This is a genomic window from Actinotalea alkalitolerans, from assembly GCF_023369855.1.
In the GTDB taxonomy this organism is placed as follows: Bacteria; Actinomycetota; Actinomycetes; order Actinomycetales; family Cellulomonadaceae; genus Actinotalea.
Map to the genome: position 1 here is coordinate 1 of NZ_JAMBPP010000023.1, position 15,380 is coordinate 15,380.

The window sequence follows — 15,380 nt, forward strand, 5'->3', positions numbered from 1 at the left end:
ACCTACCCCACCACCGGCCAGTACCCCATCACCCTGACCACCACCTGGACCGGCACCTACCAGACCACCCCCACCGGACCCTGGCTCACCATCGACGGCCACGCCACCACCACCGCCACCACCCCACCCTTGGACGTCCTCGAAGCCCGCACCCACCTCGTCGACAGCTACTGACCACGGTGCGCGTGTCTGACCACAGTGCGCACGTCGTGTCGGCGCTCTGATCTGCTGGACGGACCTGCACCCGAGTTGAGGAGTGATGACCGTGCACCCCACGGCCAAGGCCTGTATCCGGTGGGCTGTGGCGCTGACGGCCGTGGGCGCAGTCCTGCTCGCCTTCGGGCCTGACCTCTACGCACGTCTCGTGGACCTCGCGGGCGCCAACGCCACCACGGGGCTCCACCTGGTGAACCTCGTCCTGACGTTCGTGCGGGCGGCGATCTTCCCGATGGGGGCCGTGCTCGTCGGCACAGCCATCGTCATCCAGACACTCGCGGGCTCGGGCGTCGACGCACGCACACTGGCCCCGCACGACGAGCACACCGACCGCTGATCCCTACGGGTCAGCGGGCCTGCTCCCGACCCAGCCTGCGTACCGTTGCCTCGACGATCCGCTCGACCGGGTCCTCGAAGGAGTGGACCCATCCGGGCTCGTCCGGGTCGAGGGGCTCGAGGGTCGCCAGCTGGGAGTCCAGCAACGACGCCGGCATGAAGTGACCCGGACGCTCGGTGAGGCGTCGGACCAGCGTCTCGCGGTCACCGTCCAGGTGCACGAAGACCAGGCGAGGTGCGGCCTTGCGCAGCAGGTCGCGGTAGGTGCGGCGCAGCGCCGAGCAGCCGATGACCGCGCCGTCGTCCTCGTGCTGGGCGAGCCAGGCACCGACGCGCGCGAGCCACGGCCACCTGTCCTCATCGCCCAGCGGGATACCCGCGGCCATCGTGGCGACGCACTCGGGACTGTGGAAGTCGTCGGCGTCGGCGTAGACGCTGCCGGTGCGCTCCGCGAGCGCCTGGCCGACGGTCGACTTCCCGGAGCCTGAGACGCCCATCACCATCACGATCGGCGGTCGGAGCAGACCGTCACCGTCGTCCGGCTCCTCGACCCCGCGCGGGCCCGTCAGCATGTCGGGAACGCGGAGTCGACGGCCCGCTGCGCCTCACCGACGATCTCCCTCATGCCCTGCTCGGCGCCGGCGGCGTCCCCCGAGGCCACAGCCTGCGCGACGTCGGCGTGGAGCCTGACGGCCGACGGCTCGGGCCGGGCAGGCATGAGGTCGTGGTGGGTGCGCCCGGCGAGCACCTCACCGACGATCGAGGCGAGGGCTGCGAAGAGCTCGTTGCCGGATGCCTCGAGCAGCGCACGGTGGAAGGCGACGTCGTGCTCGAGGTAGGCGGTGAGGTCACCCTGCCGGCCCGTCACGGCCATGCCGATCGCGGCAGCGGTCAGGCGCCCGCAGTGCTCAGGAGTGGCCCGCTCGGCGGCGAGGGCGGCGGCGCGGGGCTCGACGCCGTGGCGCATCTCGTGCAGGGACCGGAGCACCGCCGCACGGTCGGGCCCGGCCAGGCGCCACCGGATCAGGCGGGGGTCCAGCACGTTCCACTCCGAGCTCGGACGCACCGTCAGTCCCACGCGCGGGCGAGCGGTGACCAGGTGCAGCGACTCGAGCACCTTGACGACGTCTCGCGCGACCGTGCGCGACACCTGATGCTCGATGACGATCCCGTCGATGGTCAGCACGGTGCCGGCGGGAACCTCACCCGAGGCGAGGGCGGGGCCGACCGTGCTCAGGACCCGCTCGTGCAGCCCGCTGAGAGGTGGGGAGTCGGTGGTCACGCCACCAGTGTGCCGCAGAACTCCGATTAGTACTACTATTTCGTGCCGGCTATTGTAATCATCATAGGAATAGGTCACTGTGGGACGAGCGCTCGGCCCGGGCGCGTCGCACCCAGGACGACCGCGACCCGTCGCGAAGACCAGGAAGAGCCCGATGCGCGCACTCGTCATCCACGGCCGGAACGACCTCCGCGAGTCCGAGGTCCCGACTCCCGAACCGGGTGACGACCAGGTCCGGGTGCGCATGGCGTACGCCGGGATCTGCGGCTCCGACCTGCACTACTACAACGAGGGCGCCAACGGGGCCTTCGTCGTGCGCGAGCCCCTGGTACCCGGGCACGAGGTCAGCGGCACGGTCGACCTGGACCCCTCGGGCTCCTACCCGCCCGGCACCCCGGTGACCGTGCACCCCGCGACCTTCGGCGTCTGCGAGCCCGGGCTCGAGCAGCACCGCCACCTGTGGCCCCACGGCGCCTACCTGGGCAGCGCGTCGACCATGCCGCACACCCAGGGCGGGATGAGCGAGTACCTGCTCGTGGCCCGCGAGGCGATCCGGGTGCTGCCACCCACCCTGCCGCTGCGTCGTGCAGCCCTCGCCGAGCCCCTCGCGGTCGGGCTGCACGCGGTCGCGGTGGCCGGTGGGGTCGGGGGAAGACGGGTGCTCGTCTCCGGCTCAGGCCCGATCGGCCTGCTGGCCGCGGCCGCGGCGCTGGCGTCGGGCGCGGCCGAGGTCGTCTGCACCGACGTGCTGCCCGGCCCCCTCGAGCGAGCCCGTGCCCTCGGCGTCCAGGGGACCGTGCAGGTGGGCCAGGAGAGTCTTCCCGAGTCCCACTTCGACGTCGCGATCGAGTGCTCAGGAGCGGCGCCGGCCATCAGCGCCGCGATCGTCGCCGTTCGACGCGCCGGCATCCTCGTGCAGGTCGGCATGATGGCCGCCGGACCCCACCCCATCGCCCTGGCACCGCTGGTCGCCAAGGAGATCCAGCTGCGCGGCTCGTTCCGCTTCAACGACGAGATCGACGAGGCCGTGCGCCTGCTCGACTCGACCCCCTCGATCGAGGCGGTCGTGACCCACGAGCTGCCCGCGTCGAGCGCCGTCGAGGCCTTCCGCACCGCCACCGACTCCGCCGGCTCCGGCAAGGTCCTGGTCAACCTCTGGCACGACCCGTCCTGACCGAGCCCCCGCCGAGATGGGGCTTTCCGTCGCTTTCCCGGAGCGGATAGCGACGGAAAGCCCGACCTCGGGCTACGGCAGGCCCTGGACGCGCGGTCAGGTGGTGGACGGGCGGTCAGGGGCTGTCGTGAGGCGGGCGAGCAGTCCGGCACGCACGTCGGGCCACTCGGGGGCGAGGATCGAGAAGTAGGCGGTGTCCCCGCGTGAGCCGTCGGCCGCGAGACGGTGCCCGCGCAGCACACCCTCGGCGACCGCCCCGAGCCTGCGCATCGCGGCGACGCTGCGGGCGTTGCGGGCGTCGGCACGAAGGGCCACCCGGTGCATGTCCCAGCCGTCGAAGGCGTGGGTGAGCAGCGCGAGCTTGCACGCGGGGTTGGTCCGCCCGCCCCACCACCCCCGGCCGTAGAAGGTGTGGCCGATCTCCAGGCGCCGGACGGTGCGGTCGACGTCGTAGAAGGACGTCGAGCCGCGCACCTCGCCGGAGGCCTCGTCGACCACGGCGAACGCGTACCGCCCCGGGGTGGCCAGCGCCGCGTCGACCCAGGCCGTCAGGTCTGCCACGCCCCGGGGGACGGGGGTGGTCATCCCGGCCCACAGCGGCTCGTCGATCAGGCCGAGCAGCGCCTCGGCGTGCTCGTGGCCGAGCGGCACGAGCGCCACACCGTGCGTCGCGAGCCTCAGGTCGTGGTCCACCGCTCCCCCGTCGCCCCTCTCCCGGCTGCCCGGCCTCCTCCCGCACCGGCACCGGCACCGGCAGCTCTCACCACCCGAGCAGCCCCAGCACCTGGCCCGCCACCTCGCGGGCCGGCCGACCGTCGTTGTCGACCACGGCGTCGTCCAGGTCCAGCGCGGTGAGCACGGCCTCGAGCTCGACGGTGCGGGCGAACGCCAGGTCCTGCCAGTACCCCTCGGGTTCACGCGCGGTCAGCCGCTCCACGCGCACGTGTTCTGCAGCTCGCAGACGCACGACGGTGACGTCGGCACCGTCGAAGGCCATCTCATACCGCTCGCGGTCGGCGGGGTCCTCGACGACCCGCGCCAGCACGACCCGCCGGTAGCCCTGCGCCGCCAGACCTGGGGCGAGCCCCGCCAGCCCGAGGAAGACCAGTGACTGCGCGTACGGGTCCTGCTCCGACGTCGGCCACACCTGGCACAGCGCGTCGACGTCGACCCAGCCGTGCGGCACCTCCCGCTCGCGCAGCAGGTCGCTCATCGCCGAGGCGACGGTCGTCTTGCCCGCGCCCATCGTGCCGTTGACCACCACGACCCGGGTCCCCGTACCGTCGAGCCACCGGGCGTAGCAGACCGAGTCGGCCTCCTCGACGTAGGGGCCGTAGTTGGGGATGCGCCGGTAGCCGGCCGACCGGTACAGCCCGATCGCCTCGGGCTGACGCACGCCCGTCTCGAGGAGCAGCCGGCGCAGCCCCTGCTCGACGGCCCGGCGCTCGAGCTCGGCGAGGACCAGCCGGGACAGACCACGCCCGCGGAAGGGCGGCCGGACGAACATCCGCTTGAGCTCGCCGACGCCGTCCCTGTACCCGTCCGCAGCGCGCAACGCACCGCAGCCCGCGACCTCACCGTCGACGCTCACGACCACGGTCGCGAGCATCTGCTCGACCGGCAGATCGGGCTCGATGTCCTCGACGCCGTCGTAGCGGGCCGCGAGCTCGGCCTGCTGCTCGTCGCGCAGCCGGGCGGCACGCTCGTCGTCCCACGGGACGGTGAGCACCTCGATCACTGGCGTCGTGACGCCGGGGTCGCTCATCTGTCCTGGCTCAGGAGACGAGGACGCCGAGCACCGAGGAGAACAGGCCCAGGCCGTCGGTGCCGGTGCGCGGCCCACGGGGCCCGTCCGGTCCGAAACCTGGCTCGACGGCGTGCTCGGGGTGCGGCATGAGGCCCACGACGTTGCCCGCCGCGTTGGAGATCCCGGCGATGTCGCGGCGCGAGCCGTTCGGGTTGGACCCCTCGTAGCGGAAGACCACCCGGCCCTCGCCCTCGAGCTCGTCCAGCACGTGCTCGTCGGCGACGAACTGCCCGTCCTGGTTCTTGACCGGGATGGTGATGTGCTGGCCGCGCGAGTAGCTGCGGGTCCAGGCCGTGTCGACGTTCTCGACGGTGAGCACCTGCTCGGTGCAGATGAACGTCCGATGGTCGTTCTTGATCATCGAGCCGGGGAGCAGGTGCGCCTCGCACAGGATCTGGAAGCCGTTGCAGATGCCCAGCACGGGCAGCCCGCCGTTCGCGGCGTGCACGATCTCACCCATCACCGGGGCGAAACGGCTGATCGCGCCGGCCCGCAGGTAGTCGCCGTAGGAGAACCCGCCGGGCAGCACGACGGCGTCCACCCCGTGCAGGTCGGCGTCGGCGTGCCACAGCGGGACGGGGGTGCCGCCGGCGAGCCGGACCGCGCGGGCGGCGTCCCGGTCGTCCAGGGTCCCGGGGAAGGTCACCACCCCGATGCGGGTCCCGGCCACGGCCGATGCCGCGTCGTCGGTGGGGGTCTGCGTCTGGGCCATCAGCCCTCGCCCTGGTCGGCCGCCACCCGCACGACGTCCTCGATGACCGGGTTGGACAGCAGGGTCGCGGCGGCCTGGCGCACGGTCTCCAGGACCTCCTCGGTGACCTCGCCGTCGACCTCGAGCTCGAAACGCTTGCCCTGCCGCACGCTGGTGAACCCCTCGAACCCGAGTCGCGGCAGCGCAGCGGCCACCGCCTTGCCCTGAGGGTCGAGGATCTCGGGCTTCGGCATCACATCGACGACGACACGTCCCACGTCAGGCTCCAGGGTGCTGGTTGGGCTGCGGCAGCGGTGGCTACGGAGAAGGCACTGCACGACGCCGTGCGCGGCCGGGTCCAGGGTACCCGGGCGCCTGGGCCGGATGTGGCGTCCGCCCACGCAGCGGTCCGGTCAGCCGGTCGCGGGCCACGGTGGGTCGTCGTGGAGCCGGAGTCCCTGGACCGCTCCGTCGGGAACCGGGCCGGCCAGCGGGGCCAGGGTGGCGACGGGCCGGGCCACGCCGGGCGCCGTGCCGCGCATGGCGATGTGCCAGACGTCGCGGTCGGCGAGATCAGCGGCCCGCGGCCCCTGGCAGAACCGCAGCGCGATCCACGCCCCCGGCAGCAGGACCAGGGACAACGCCCCGAGGGCGATCCCTGCACCGAGGACCAGCCGTCCGGTGACCTCGAACCATCCCAGGGCCAAGGCGGCACCCGACCAGACGGCGGTGACCACGACGCCCTGGGTCGAGATGCGGCGCAGGTACCGGTGCGGCTGCTCGGGGCACCGGTCGACCAGCCGGTCCAGGCGCCGACCGGTCAGCACACCACCGAGCAGGCCGAGCAGCAGTGCGCACACGAGGACCACCACGCCCACCCCGCGGTAGCCACCGATCGGACCCACCACGTTCTGCCAGGCACCGGGGTGATCGGGATCGAGGACGACGTGCAGGACCTTCGGTGCCACGAACGCCGAGACCACGGACGTCGCCGCGACCACGGTCAGGAGTCCCACCGCCCACGGGAGCACCGACCGGGCGGACGCCCTGCTGCCCGGGACTGCGGCGGGCACCAGGGAGCCCTCGACGAGGGGCTCGCCCAGCCTCGGCGCGAGCTGCCTGACCCGCGCCTGCCGACGCCGGCCCTCGGGCCACACGGCCATCGAGAGGAGGTTCGTCGCGAGCAGCACCCAGAGGAACGACACCGGGGGTAGCAGCGGTTCACCTCCGACCAGCTCCAACGTGACAAGGAAGGGGAGTACCAGCGACAGACCCGCGAGGTTGACACGAAGGACGTACCAGAACCCGTCGATGTCGTCGGCAGCCCACGGCCGGTACCTCTCCGGGAGCCTCCGGTCGAGGCAGCGGTACAGCAGCCACCGGCCCAGCGGCGGGTGCTCGCGCCACCGGGTGGCCCAGCCACCCCGGACGAGGTCGACGACGGCGCGCGCGTCGAGGCGGCGAGACCCGGGGGCTGCGAGGTCCACCAGCAGGCCCTCGAGCTCCGCGCCACGCGCGGCCCGCCAGCGGCGCGGGTAGGCACGCATCCACAGCCGCACGCTGCGCCCGAACCGTGGGTCCGGACCGACCGGCACGTCAGCACCCGACGGCTTCATCACACGCCCCCGAGCGCCGGACGGTTCGTCAGCACCGAGGTCGCGCGCCGGGTCAGCGCCCGCAGGCGAGCGGTCTCGGCTGTCACGGCGGCCGAGCCGGTCTCGGTGAGCCGGTAGTACCGCCGCAGCCGGCCGTCCACGACCTCTTCGCCGCAGGGCTCGACCATCCCGGCGCCGCCGAGCCGGTCGAGCAACCCGTACAGGGTGCCGGCCCCGAGGCGTGTGGCGCCGTCCGACAGGGCGGTCACCTCCTGGACGATCCCGTAGCCGTGACGCGGACGGTCGGCCAGCGAGAGCAGCACCAGGTACGCCTGCTCGGTCATCCGGAACGTCATCGACGATATATATCGTGCGACGACCTATCAGAACAAGCCCCGGGGATCACGGTCGACCCCGACGCTCAGCGCCTCGAGCGCGACCGCCCCCGGGCGTGGCCGCTCGAGCCGGCCCCACCGCTGAAGAAGATCGACACACCGAGCAGGAAGCCGAAGTCGTACCAGCCGCCCGTGTTGTGCACCTCGTAGACGCCCACGCCCTCGGCGAAGAGCGAGACGACGAAGGTCACCGGGGCGATGAACCCGTGCCACAGGCCCCACCAGAACCCCACCGCCGCGGTGCCGTCCGGGGCTGCGGTACCCACGGCCTCGTTGGCCCCGGGCGCGCAGGCGGCCAGCAGAAGCAGGGCGACGGCCGTGAGCACGAGGAGCGCACCCGTCCGCGGGGCAGGAGGGGCCGCAGAAGGGGACGTCGAACGTGGTGCCGGGCGAGGTGTCACGTGCAGGGACATGGGGGCCTCCCCCACCAGGCAAGCCCTGCGGTCGACCCGCCGCCAGGGACCAAGGTCGCGCTGCGAACCTCGCCACCGGACCGCGGCACCACCGGACCGCGAGGTCACGGCACCACCACGGTCATCCCCGCGCCGCCGCCCGGTCGATCCATCGCCGCGAGCGCGGCACCGGCGTGGTCCAGGTCGATCGTCCGCCCGACGAGCAGCTCGGGACGCAGCTCGCCGCTCGCGACCCGGGCGAGCATCGCGGGGTACTCGTGCGCGGCCATGCCGTGGCTGCCGTAGAGCTCGAGCTCCCAGCCGACCACCCGGTCCATCGGCAGGGCGGTGCGGGCGTGGTCGGCCAGCAGCAGACCGACCTGCACGTGCCGGCCGCGACGCCGCAGACCCAGCACCGAGGCGAGCGCCGTCGCGGGGTGCCCGAGGGCGTCGAGGGAGACGTGCGCACCGCCGTCGGTCAGCTCGGCGACACGTGTCGCGACGAGCTCGGGTGTGCTCACGTCGTCAGTCCCGGTCAGCGCCCCCGGGTCCACCACGGACTCGGCCCCCAGGACGAGGGCGGCCTCACGCGCCTGCGGGGAGACGTCGACCGCGATCACCCGTGCACCGCTCGCCGCGGCGATCATCACCGCGGACAGGCCGACCCCGCCGCAGCCGTGCACCGCGACCCGGTCGCCCGCCCGCACCCGGCCGTGGACCACGAGCGCGCGGTAGGCAGTCGCGAACCGGCAGCCCAACGACGCGGCGGTCACCGCCGTCATCCCCGGAGGCAGCCGGACCAGGTTCACGTCGGCGTGCCCGACAGCGACCTGCTCAGCGAACGACCCCCAGTGGGTGAACCCCGGCTGGGTCTGCTGCTCGCACACCTGCTGCTCCCCGGCCAGGCAGGCGGCGCACTCCCCGCATGCGCACACGAAGGGCACCGTGACCACGTCACCAGGCCGCCAGGCCGTCACCGAGGCGCCGACCTGCACCACGGTGCCGGCGAGCTCGTGCCCGGGGACGTGCGGCAGGGTGATGCCGTCGTCATGCCCCTGCCAGCCGTGCCAGTCGCTGCGGCACACCCCGGTGGCCTCGACCCGGATCACCGCGCCGTGCGGCGGGCAGGCCGGCACGGGGACGTCGCGCACCGAGGGCTCGACCCCGAACTCCTCGACCACCACGGCGCGCATGAGGTCCGCCGTCGACGGGCCGTGCCCCTGACCGCTCACGGCCGCAGCAGCACCTTGATCGCGGTCCGGCCGTCCATCGCCACGTACCCCTGCGCCACCTGGTCCAGCGGGAGCTCGAGGTCGAAGACGGGTGACGGGTCGATCACCCCGTCGAGCACGTCCTGCAGGAGCTCGGGCAGGTAGGCGCGCACCGGGGCGACCCCGCCGTGCACCGCGATGTTGCGGGTGAACAGGGTGCCCAGGGGAAGGCCGTCGGTGACCCCCGCGGGGACCCCCACGTACCCGACCGTGCCACCGGGCCGGGTGATCCCCACCGCGGTGTCCCACGAGGACTGCATCCCCACGCACTCGAGCACGTGCGGCACCCCGAGCCCGTCGGTCATGTCCGAGATCCGCGCGACGGCGTCGTCGCCGCGCTCGGTGACCACGTCCGTGGCACCGAAGAGCCGCCCGACGGCGATGCGGTCGGGGTGACGGCCGAGCAGGATGATGCGCTCGGCGCCGAGGCGTCGTGCCGCGAGCACCCCGCACAGCCCGACGGCGCCGTCGCCGACCACCGCCACGTGCGACCCCGGTCCCACCCCGGCCGAGAGTGCTGCGTGGTGCCCGGTGCCCATCACGTCCGAGAGGGTCAGCAGGGCCGGCAGCCGGGCGTCATCGGGGCTCACCGGCGCGACCACCAGGGTGCCGTCGGCCTGCGGGCAGCGGACCATCTCGCCCTGGCCGCCGTCGACCCGGTCATCGCCCCACCCACCACCGTGCAGGCACGAGGTGTGCACCCCGGCGCGGCAGTGCGGGCACGTCCCGTCGCTCCACATGAACGGGGCGATGACGACGTCACCGGGGCGCACGGTGCGCACGTCGGCGCCGACCTCCTCGACGACCCCGAGGAACTCGTGGCCGATGCGGGCCGGGCCGCCGGGCCGCTCGGCGGTCCTGCGGTAGGGCCACAGGTCGCTGCCGCAGATGCATGACAGCAGCACCCGCACCACGGCGTCGGTCGGTGCGAGCAGGACGGGGTCGGGGACCTCCTCGACGCGCACGTCGAAGCCACCGTGGATGATCGTCGCCTTCATGCCCTCATCCTGCCTGCCGTCACAGCGTCGTGTGGGTCCACCGGCCTGCGAGCATCGTCGCCACGACGGGCATCTGGCGCAGGGCGGTGGCCGGATCACGCGGGTCCGTGTCGAGCACGACGAGGTCGGCGGGCTGGCCGGCACCCACGTGGGTGCGCACCGAGCCGTGCAGCGCGGTCAGCCGGTCGAGCCGCTGCTCGGGGTGCCAGGCGGGGCGGCCGCCGCGGGTCCGGTGCACCGCGGCGTCGATCGCGACCCACGGGTCCAGGGGGGCGACGGGCGCGTCGGAGCCCAGCGCGAGCCGTGCACCGGTCCGGGCCAGGGTCGCGTACGCGAACGCCCGGTCGGTGCGTCCCACCCAGTGCCGGTCGGCGACGTCCCGGTCGTCCATCGCGTGCTCGGGCTGGATGCTCGCGACCACTCCCAGGGCAGCCATCCGCTCGGCGTCGGGCACGGTGAGCAGCTGGGCGTGCTCGATGCTCCCTCGTGCGCCGGTGGCCTCGAACGCGTCGAGGGCCAGGGTGTTGGCGTGGTCGCCGATGGCGTGGATCGCGCAGCTCAGACCACCGCCGTGGGCACGGGCCATCAGGGGGACGAGCTCCTCGGGCGGCACCGTGAGCATCCCGTGGGCGTGGGGCCCGCTCAGGCCCGGGTAGGGGTCGTGGCAGAAGGCGGTCCGGGTGTTGAGCGACCCGTCGCTGATGACCTTGAGGGGTCCCAGGGCGAGGAGCCCGCCGTCGAGCCCGGGCAGGAGGTCCCCCGAGGCCAGGCCGAGGGCGAGCGCGTGGTCGAGGTGCTGGGGCCACACCCCGGCCTCGACCCGCAGGGAGCGTGACCCCTCGCGGATGCGGCGGGCCCACGCGGAGATGTTGTCGGCGATCTCGAGCTCGACGATCCCCACGACCCCGCGGGCGGCGGCGGCGCGTGCGGCGTCGTGCACCCAGCGGTCGAGCACGTCACCCGTCACCTCGTCGATGCCGCCCGCCACGGCGAACCACTCGGCCTCGCGCAGCAGGCCGGTCTCGTGACCGGTCGACCCGAGGCGCACCAGGGCCGGGGAGCTGAGCCACCCGCAGTGCAGGTCGCTCGAGACCGCGACCACCGGGCTCGGCGGCAGCCCGGCTGCGGCGATGGCCCGGTCGAGCAGGTCGGCCGTCGGCGCGTCGTCCCAGAGCCCGTCCCGGAAGCCGTGGGCCACGAGCATCGCGCCCTCGGGAAGGGGCCGGTCGCGCAGGCGTGCGGCGATCAGGGTCGCCGCGTGGGCCGCCGACGTCGCACCCGCGAGGTCGAGGCGCTGGCGGGCCAGGGCCCACTGGTCCATGTGGACGTGCGCGTCCCACAGCCCGGGCATCAGCCAGCGCCCGTCGAGGTCCAGCACCTCGACCCCGGGTTCCACGAGCCGAGGCCCGACGGCGGCCACCAGCCCGTCGCGCAGCAGCACGTCCACCGGCGCGTCCTCGGGGGACGCGCCGTGCAGGGTGTCGACCACGCGGACCCCGCGCAGCAGCAGCGGCCGCGCGGACGCCGCGCCCCCGCCCACGCCGCTCACCGGCCCGGCCATGCGGCGTGCCGGGTCATCTCCGCGCGCATCTGGGCCGCGAGACGTGGGTTGGTGTACGGATGGTCGGCGTCGTGCGGGTCACGTTCGAGCTCGGCGACGACCCGCTGGGCGACCGCGAGCGGCTTGTCCTGGCTGAGCTTGGACTTGCCCTGCCATCGGGTCACCCGCAGCCGGAAGCCAACCGCCCCGGGGGCGATCTGGTGCGCGTACTCCTCGACCTGGGGCAGCGTCACCGGGTCGGGCATGACCCGCTCGTAGCGGTCCGTGGTGTCCGAGAGCACCGTGTAGGTGTCCTCGGGGCCGAGCAGCTCGGGCACCCCGTAGAGGTGCACGGCGAGGTAGTTCCAGGTCGGCACGGCCGGGCTGGTCCCGTACCAGCCGGGCGAGACGTAGCCGTAGGGCCCCTCGACCACGAGCATCACCTCGCTGCTGCCCAGGTCGTGGTGCACCTCGTCAGGCCGTCCCACGTGGCTCACCACGGTGAACGCGTCGGCGTCCTCGACGAGCACCGGGACGTGCGAGGCCACCAGGCCCTCGGCGGTGTGGCTCACCAGGGTGGCCCAGCCGTTGTCCCGGACCAGGGCACGCGCGCGGTCCTCGTCGGTCAGCGCGTAGACGGGCGTGTGGATCATGAGCGGCCCTCCGAGGTCGAGCGTGTCGCGGATGACGCCCCGAGGGGCGCGTGGACCCCAGCACCGCGGTCAGAGGCAGACTCTGCCACGAGCACCGGGCATCTGCGCCGCAAGCCGCCGTCGGCCTGTCCTGCGGCACGCCGGGCCAGGACGGGAGTCCTCGACCCGCTGACGGTCAGGACCCTGCGGCCCCGGCCGCCGTGACGGCGGCGATGCTCGCGGCCGTGGCAGCCGCCACGGCCTCGACGGCCTTGCGGACGGCTTCGCCGGCGAAGCCGCCCGCGGCGACCGCCTTGGCACGCCTGCGCAGCTCCCGCTTCGGGATGCCGACCTCACGCAGGACCTTGGGCACCTGGTCGACGGCCTGGAGCAGGGCGATGAGGGCGGACTCGTCGTGGGTCGGTGTGCGGCCGACGACGAGCACGTCGTGCAGAGCGTCCCGGAGCCTGCGCTCGTGCGCGACATCCACGGCGGGCCACGACCGCGTCGGGAAGACGCCCAGGATCCTGCCCTGCTCGGCACGCAGGACGCCACGGGACGTCAGCCGGTGCAACAGCTCGGGCCGCAGCCCCTTGCCGAGCGTCGACAGGGCCGACTGCGGCTTCTTGGGGCCCATCACCTGGATCCGGCGCAGCGCCTCGTCGAGGACCGTGTCACCGGTGGGCGTGAGGTCACGGACGACGAGCAGGCCCGCCCTGACCGGCTCCCCCGGACCGGTCACGTCCACCCGTCCGCGGGTCGCCAGGTCGAGCATCACCGCGCCGGACAGCGCCAGGTCGAGACGCGTCGTGTCCACGATCGCCTTGCCCGACACGTCGTCGAGCAGGAGGAGCAGCACGTCCTCGGCCAGGATCATCTGCCCACCGTAGGGCGCCGGCACGGTGGGCGCGGTGGGTTCCGGGCAGCGTCCCCGCCGGCGGGGTGGTGGTTCGCGCCGGGCCCTCAGGGATGGCTCGTCAGCCTTCCGCGCGGCCGACCCGCCAGTAGCCCATGAAGGCCACCGCGGTGCGGTCCACGCCGATGTCACGCACGAGGAAGCGACGCAGCGACTTGACCACGCCTGCCTCGCCCGCGATCCAGGCGTAGACACCGTCCGGCGCACGGGCCTCGAGGGGCACCTCCCACAGGGTGCCGTGGTCGAGGTCGACGTCCTCCGGCTCGGACCCCGCACGCCGGGCCGCGAGGCGCTCGGTGACGAGGAGCTCGGCGGCCTCCCGGACCGCTCGGTCCAGCAGGGACCCGTGCGCCGCGGTGGACCCTTCGTGGGCCCGGGGCAGCCAGCGGACCTCGACACCCGCGGCCAGACGCAGGTCCAGCTCGTCGTGCTCGGTCGGCACCTCGAGAAAGGCCTGCGCCTGCGTCCCGGCGGGCAGCGACTCGAGGATCGAGCAGATGGCCGGTACCGCGGTCTCGTCGCCGGCGAGCAGCAAGGTCGTCGCGTCAGCGGGCGGGCGCCACTCGATCCCGGTGGGCGGGCCGTCGTGGCGAGCGTTCGGGCCGATCAGCACCAACGGGTCGCCCGGTCGGGCTGCGGCGCACCACCGCACGGCCGGACCCACGTCGGCGGTGCAGCTGCAGCCGAGCACCCGGGCCAGGCCGCAGCCGCGGGTGGTGACCTCACCGGGGGCGACGCCGTGCAGCACCACGTCGACGTCGACCTCGCACTGCTCGGGACGCACGGCCCGGACGGTGTAGGTGCGCAGCGACTCGCGCTCGTGGTCGGGCTTGCTGCGCCATGCGGTGAACCAGTCATCGGCCACGAACATGCCCACGTCGACCCGCGCCCCGCAGGCGGCGGGCAGGACGAGCTTGATCCGCTGGTCCAGGCCGGTGGTCCCGAAGTCGCACAGGTCGGGACCGGTGAAGGTCATCCGCAGGAAGCTGGGGCTGAGCCGGCGGGCACGGAGCACCTGGACCTCGAAGCCCCGGTACGCCGGTTCGGCGCGCTGTGGGGCCGTGATCAGGGTGGCGGCCGACATGGTGCTCCTCGGGAGAGACGAGGGCCCACGGGCCCGCTCTGACGACCCGAGTAAAGCATAGGCTTACCTTAGTGAGGTAACCCTGTCTCGCCGTCCGGCTGTGAGCCCTGTCACGTCCCGACCGACGGCAGCTCGAGCTCCCGTCCGGTCAGCCGGCGGAACGCGTCCAGGTAGCGCTCGCGCGTCAGGTGCACCACCTCGTCGGGCAGGGGCGGGGGCGGGCGGTCCCCCGCACGGTCCCAGCCCGAGGCCGAGGACGTCAGCCAGTCCCGCACGTACTGCTTGTCGAAGCTGGGCTGGGCCCGGCCCGGGGCCCAGCCGTCGACCGGCCAGAAGCGCGAGGAGTCGGGGGTGAGCACCTCGTCGCCCAGCACGATCTCCCCGGCGTGCGGACCACCTGTCGCCCGTCCGAACTCGAGCTTGGTGTCGGCCAGGATGACTCCACGCTCCCGGGCCAGCCCCTCGGCCCGGGCGTAGACCTCGAGAGTCAGGTCGCGCAGCCGCTCGGCGTCCTGCGCACCGATCTGCGCGGCGACCGTCTCCAGGCTCACGTTCTCGTCGTGCTCACCCACCGCGGCCTTGGTCGCCGGGGTGAAGATCGGCTCCGGGAGCCGCGAGCCGTCCTCGAGTCCCGCAGGCAGCCGCACCCCGCAGACCGCTCCACCGGTGCGGTACTCGACCAGGCCCGACCCCGTCAGGTAGCCGCGGGCCACGCACTCCACCGGGAACATCTCGAGCCGCCGGCAGACCATCGCCCGACCCGCCACCTGCACCGGGACACCGTCGGGCCCGTCGCTCGAGGCCGTCACCACGTGGTGCGGCACCAGGTCGGACAGCTGCTCGAACCACCACAGGCTGAGCTGGGTCAGCACCGTCCCCTTGCCCGGCACCGTGGTGCTGAGCACGTGGTCGTAGGCGCTGATGCGGTCGCTCGCCACGACCAGGACGACGTCCCCCTCGGGGTGGTCCCCGGCGGGCAGGTAGAGGTCACGGACCTTGCCCGAGTACGCATGCGTCCAGCCCGGCAGATCGAGGATCGTCATGCCCTCAG

18 protein-coding genes are annotated in these 15,380 nt (G+C 73.6%); 2 read left to right on the forward strand and 16 right to left on the reverse strand.

Annotated elements, in window-relative coordinates:
• The first annotated feature begins 259 nt into the window (after nucleotides 1-259).
• On the forward strand, nucleotides 260-553 hold the full coding sequence (locus M1R94_RS19250) for a hypothetical protein (RefSeq protein WP_249383353.1): 294 nt from the start codon (nucleotides 260-262) through the stop codon (nucleotides 551-553).
• A gap of 10 nt (nucleotides 554-563) precedes the next feature.
• Here the strand turns inward: M1R94_RS19250 and M1R94_RS19255 are convergent, their stop codons facing one another.
• Entirely contained in the window at nucleotides 564-1,124 is a 561-nt protein-coding gene (locus M1R94_RS19255; protein ID WP_249383354.1) for a gluconokinase, read from the reverse strand.
• Nucleotides 1,118-1,834: a FadR/GntR family transcriptional regulator gene (locus M1R94_RS19260; protein ID WP_249383355.1), complete on the reverse strand. Its 717-nt coding sequence runs from the start codon at nucleotides 1,832-1,834 to the stop codon at nucleotides 1,118-1,120. Before M1R94_RS19260 ends, M1R94_RS19255 begins: the two co-directional genes overlap by 7 nt.
• 154 nt (nucleotides 1,835-1,988) lie before the next feature.
• On the opposite strand from M1R94_RS19260, the gene M1R94_RS19265 reads away from it, so the two are divergent.
• Nucleotides 1,989-3,008, forward strand: a complete 1,020-nt coding sequence (locus M1R94_RS19265; RefSeq protein ID WP_249383356.1) for a zinc-binding dehydrogenase — start codon at nucleotides 1,989-1,991, stop codon at nucleotides 3,006-3,008.
• A gap of 96 nt (nucleotides 3,009-3,104) precedes the next feature.
• Here M1R94_RS19265 and M1R94_RS19270 read toward each other — a convergent pair whose 3' ends face one another.
• From M1R94_RS19270 to M1R94_RS19335, 14 genes are all read right to left on the reverse strand, one after another.
• Nucleotides 3,105-3,701, reverse strand: coding sequence for a GNAT family N-acetyltransferase (locus M1R94_RS19270; RefSeq protein WP_249383357.1), 597 nt, complete (start codon nucleotides 3,699-3,701; stop codon nucleotides 3,105-3,107).
• Between the two features lie 67 nt (nucleotides 3,702-3,768).
• Entirely contained in the window at nucleotides 3,769-4,773 is a 1,005-nt protein-coding gene (locus M1R94_RS19275; RefSeq protein ID WP_249383358.1) for a GNAT family N-acetyltransferase, read from the reverse strand.
• Between the two features lie 10 nt (nucleotides 4,774-4,783).
• A complete protein-coding gene (purQ, locus tag M1R94_RS19280) occupies nucleotides 4,784-5,527 on the reverse strand; it encodes a phosphoribosylformylglycinamidine synthase subunit PurQ (RefSeq protein ID WP_249383359.1) in 744 nt (247 codons plus the stop codon).
• Entirely contained in the window at nucleotides 5,527-5,784 is a 258-nt protein-coding gene (gene purS / locus M1R94_RS19285) for a phosphoribosylformylglycinamidine synthase subunit PurS (RefSeq protein WP_249383360.1), read from the reverse strand. The genes purQ and purS overlap by 1 nt, the downstream gene beginning before the upstream one ends.
• Before the next feature lie 135 nt (nucleotides 5,785-5,919).
• The gene (locus M1R94_RS19290; RefSeq protein WP_249383361.1) at nucleotides 5,920-7,101 is read right to left on the reverse strand and encodes a hypothetical protein; all 1,182 of its coding nucleotides are present in this window, start codon (nucleotides 7,099-7,101) and stop codon (nucleotides 5,920-5,922) included.
• Between the two features lie 20 nt (nucleotides 7,102-7,121).
• The gene (locus M1R94_RS19295) at nucleotides 7,122-7,457 is read right to left on the reverse strand and encodes a PadR family transcriptional regulator (RefSeq protein ID WP_249383362.1); all 336 of its coding nucleotides are present in this window, start codon (nucleotides 7,455-7,457) and stop codon (nucleotides 7,122-7,124) included.
• A gap of 65 nt (nucleotides 7,458-7,522) precedes the next feature.
• Nucleotides 7,523-7,822, reverse strand: coding sequence for a hypothetical protein (locus M1R94_RS19300; RefSeq protein WP_249383363.1), 300 nt, complete (start codon nucleotides 7,820-7,822; stop codon nucleotides 7,523-7,525).
• A gap of 191 nt (nucleotides 7,823-8,013) precedes the next feature.
• Nucleotides 8,014-9,081, reverse strand: a complete 1,068-nt coding sequence (locus M1R94_RS19305) for a zinc-dependent alcohol dehydrogenase family protein (protein ID WP_249383396.1) — start codon at nucleotides 9,079-9,081, stop codon at nucleotides 8,014-8,016.
• 35 nt (nucleotides 9,082-9,116) lie between these two features.
• Nucleotides 9,117-10,157 carry a zinc-dependent alcohol dehydrogenase family protein gene (locus M1R94_RS19310; RefSeq protein ID WP_249383364.1) on the reverse strand — a complete coding sequence of 347 codons (1,041 nt, stop codon included), beginning with the start codon at nucleotides 10,155-10,157 and terminating at the stop codon, nucleotides 9,117-9,119.
• 19 nt (nucleotides 10,158-10,176) lie between these two features.
• Nucleotides 10,177-11,706, reverse strand: a complete 1,530-nt coding sequence (locus tag M1R94_RS19315) for an amidohydrolase (RefSeq protein WP_308199937.1) — start codon at nucleotides 11,704-11,706, stop codon at nucleotides 10,177-10,179.
• On the reverse strand, nucleotides 11,703-12,350 hold the full coding sequence (locus M1R94_RS19320) for an FMN-binding negative transcriptional regulator (protein ID WP_249383365.1): 648 nt from the start codon (nucleotides 12,348-12,350) through the stop codon (nucleotides 11,703-11,705). Before M1R94_RS19320 ends, M1R94_RS19315 begins: the two co-directional genes overlap by 4 nt.
• Before the next feature lie 175 nt (nucleotides 12,351-12,525).
• Nucleotides 12,526-13,206 carry a GOLPH3/VPS74 family protein gene (locus tag M1R94_RS19325; RefSeq protein WP_249383366.1) on the reverse strand — a complete coding sequence of 227 codons (681 nt, stop codon included), beginning with the start codon at nucleotides 13,204-13,206 and terminating at the stop codon, nucleotides 12,526-12,528.
• A gap of 100 nt (nucleotides 13,207-13,306) precedes the next feature.
• Entirely contained in the window at nucleotides 13,307-14,329 is a 1,023-nt protein-coding gene (locus M1R94_RS19330; RefSeq protein ID WP_249383367.1) for a siderophore-interacting protein, read from the reverse strand.
• A gap of 110 nt (nucleotides 14,330-14,439) precedes the next feature.
• Entirely contained in the window at nucleotides 14,440-15,372 is a 933-nt protein-coding gene (locus M1R94_RS19335; RefSeq protein ID WP_249383368.1) for a phosphoribosylaminoimidazolesuccinocarboxamide synthase, read from the reverse strand.
• Between the last annotated feature and the right edge of the window lie 8 nt (nucleotides 15,373-15,380).

Excerpts from the sequence above, each read along its gene's own strand:
- M1R94_RS19330 (WP_249383367.1), bottom strand. The coding sequence starts at position 14,329 with ATGTCGGCCGCCACCCTGATCACGGCCCCACAGCGCGCCGAACCGGCG.
- M1R94_RS19265 (WP_249383356.1), top strand. The coding sequence starts at position 1,989 with ATGCGCGCACTCGTCATCCACGGCCGGAACGACCTCCGCGAGTCCGAG.
- M1R94_RS19305 (WP_249383396.1), bottom strand. The coding sequence starts at position 9,081 with ATGCGCGCCGTGGTGGTCGAGGAGTTCGGGGTCGAGCCCTCGGTGCGC.
- M1R94_RS19255 (WP_249383354.1), bottom strand. The coding sequence starts at position 1,124 with ATGCTGACGGGCCCGCGCGGGGTCGAGGAGCCGGACGACGGTGACGGT.
- M1R94_RS19310 (WP_249383364.1), bottom strand. The coding sequence starts at position 10,157 with ATGAAGGCGACGATCATCCACGGTGGCTTCGACGTGCGCGTCGAGGAG.
- M1R94_RS19320 (WP_249383365.1), bottom strand. The coding sequence starts at position 12,350 with ATGATCCACACGCCCGTCTACGCGCTGACCGACGAGGACCGCGCGCGT.
- M1R94_RS19335 (WP_249383368.1), bottom strand. The coding sequence starts at position 15,372 with ATGACGATCCTCGATCTGCCGGGCTGGACGCATGCGTACTCGGGCAAG.
- M1R94_RS19250 (WP_249383353.1), top strand. The coding sequence starts at position 260 with ATGACCGTGCACCCCACGGCCAAGGCCTGTATCCGGTGGGCTGTGGCG.
- M1R94_RS19325 (WP_249383366.1), bottom strand. The coding sequence starts at position 13,206 with ATGATCCTGGCCGAGGACGTGCTGCTCCTCCTGCTCGACGACGTGTCG.
- M1R94_RS19295 (WP_249383362.1), bottom strand. The coding sequence starts at position 7,457 with ATGACGTTCCGGATGACCGAGCAGGCGTACCTGGTGCTGCTCTCGCTG.
- purQ (WP_249383359.1), bottom strand. The coding sequence starts at position 5,527 with ATGGCCCAGACGCAGACCCCCACCGACGACGCGGCATCGGCCGTGGCC.
- M1R94_RS19275 (WP_249383358.1), bottom strand. The coding sequence starts at position 4,773 with ATGAGCGACCCCGGCGTCACGACGCCAGTGATCGAGGTGCTCACCGTC.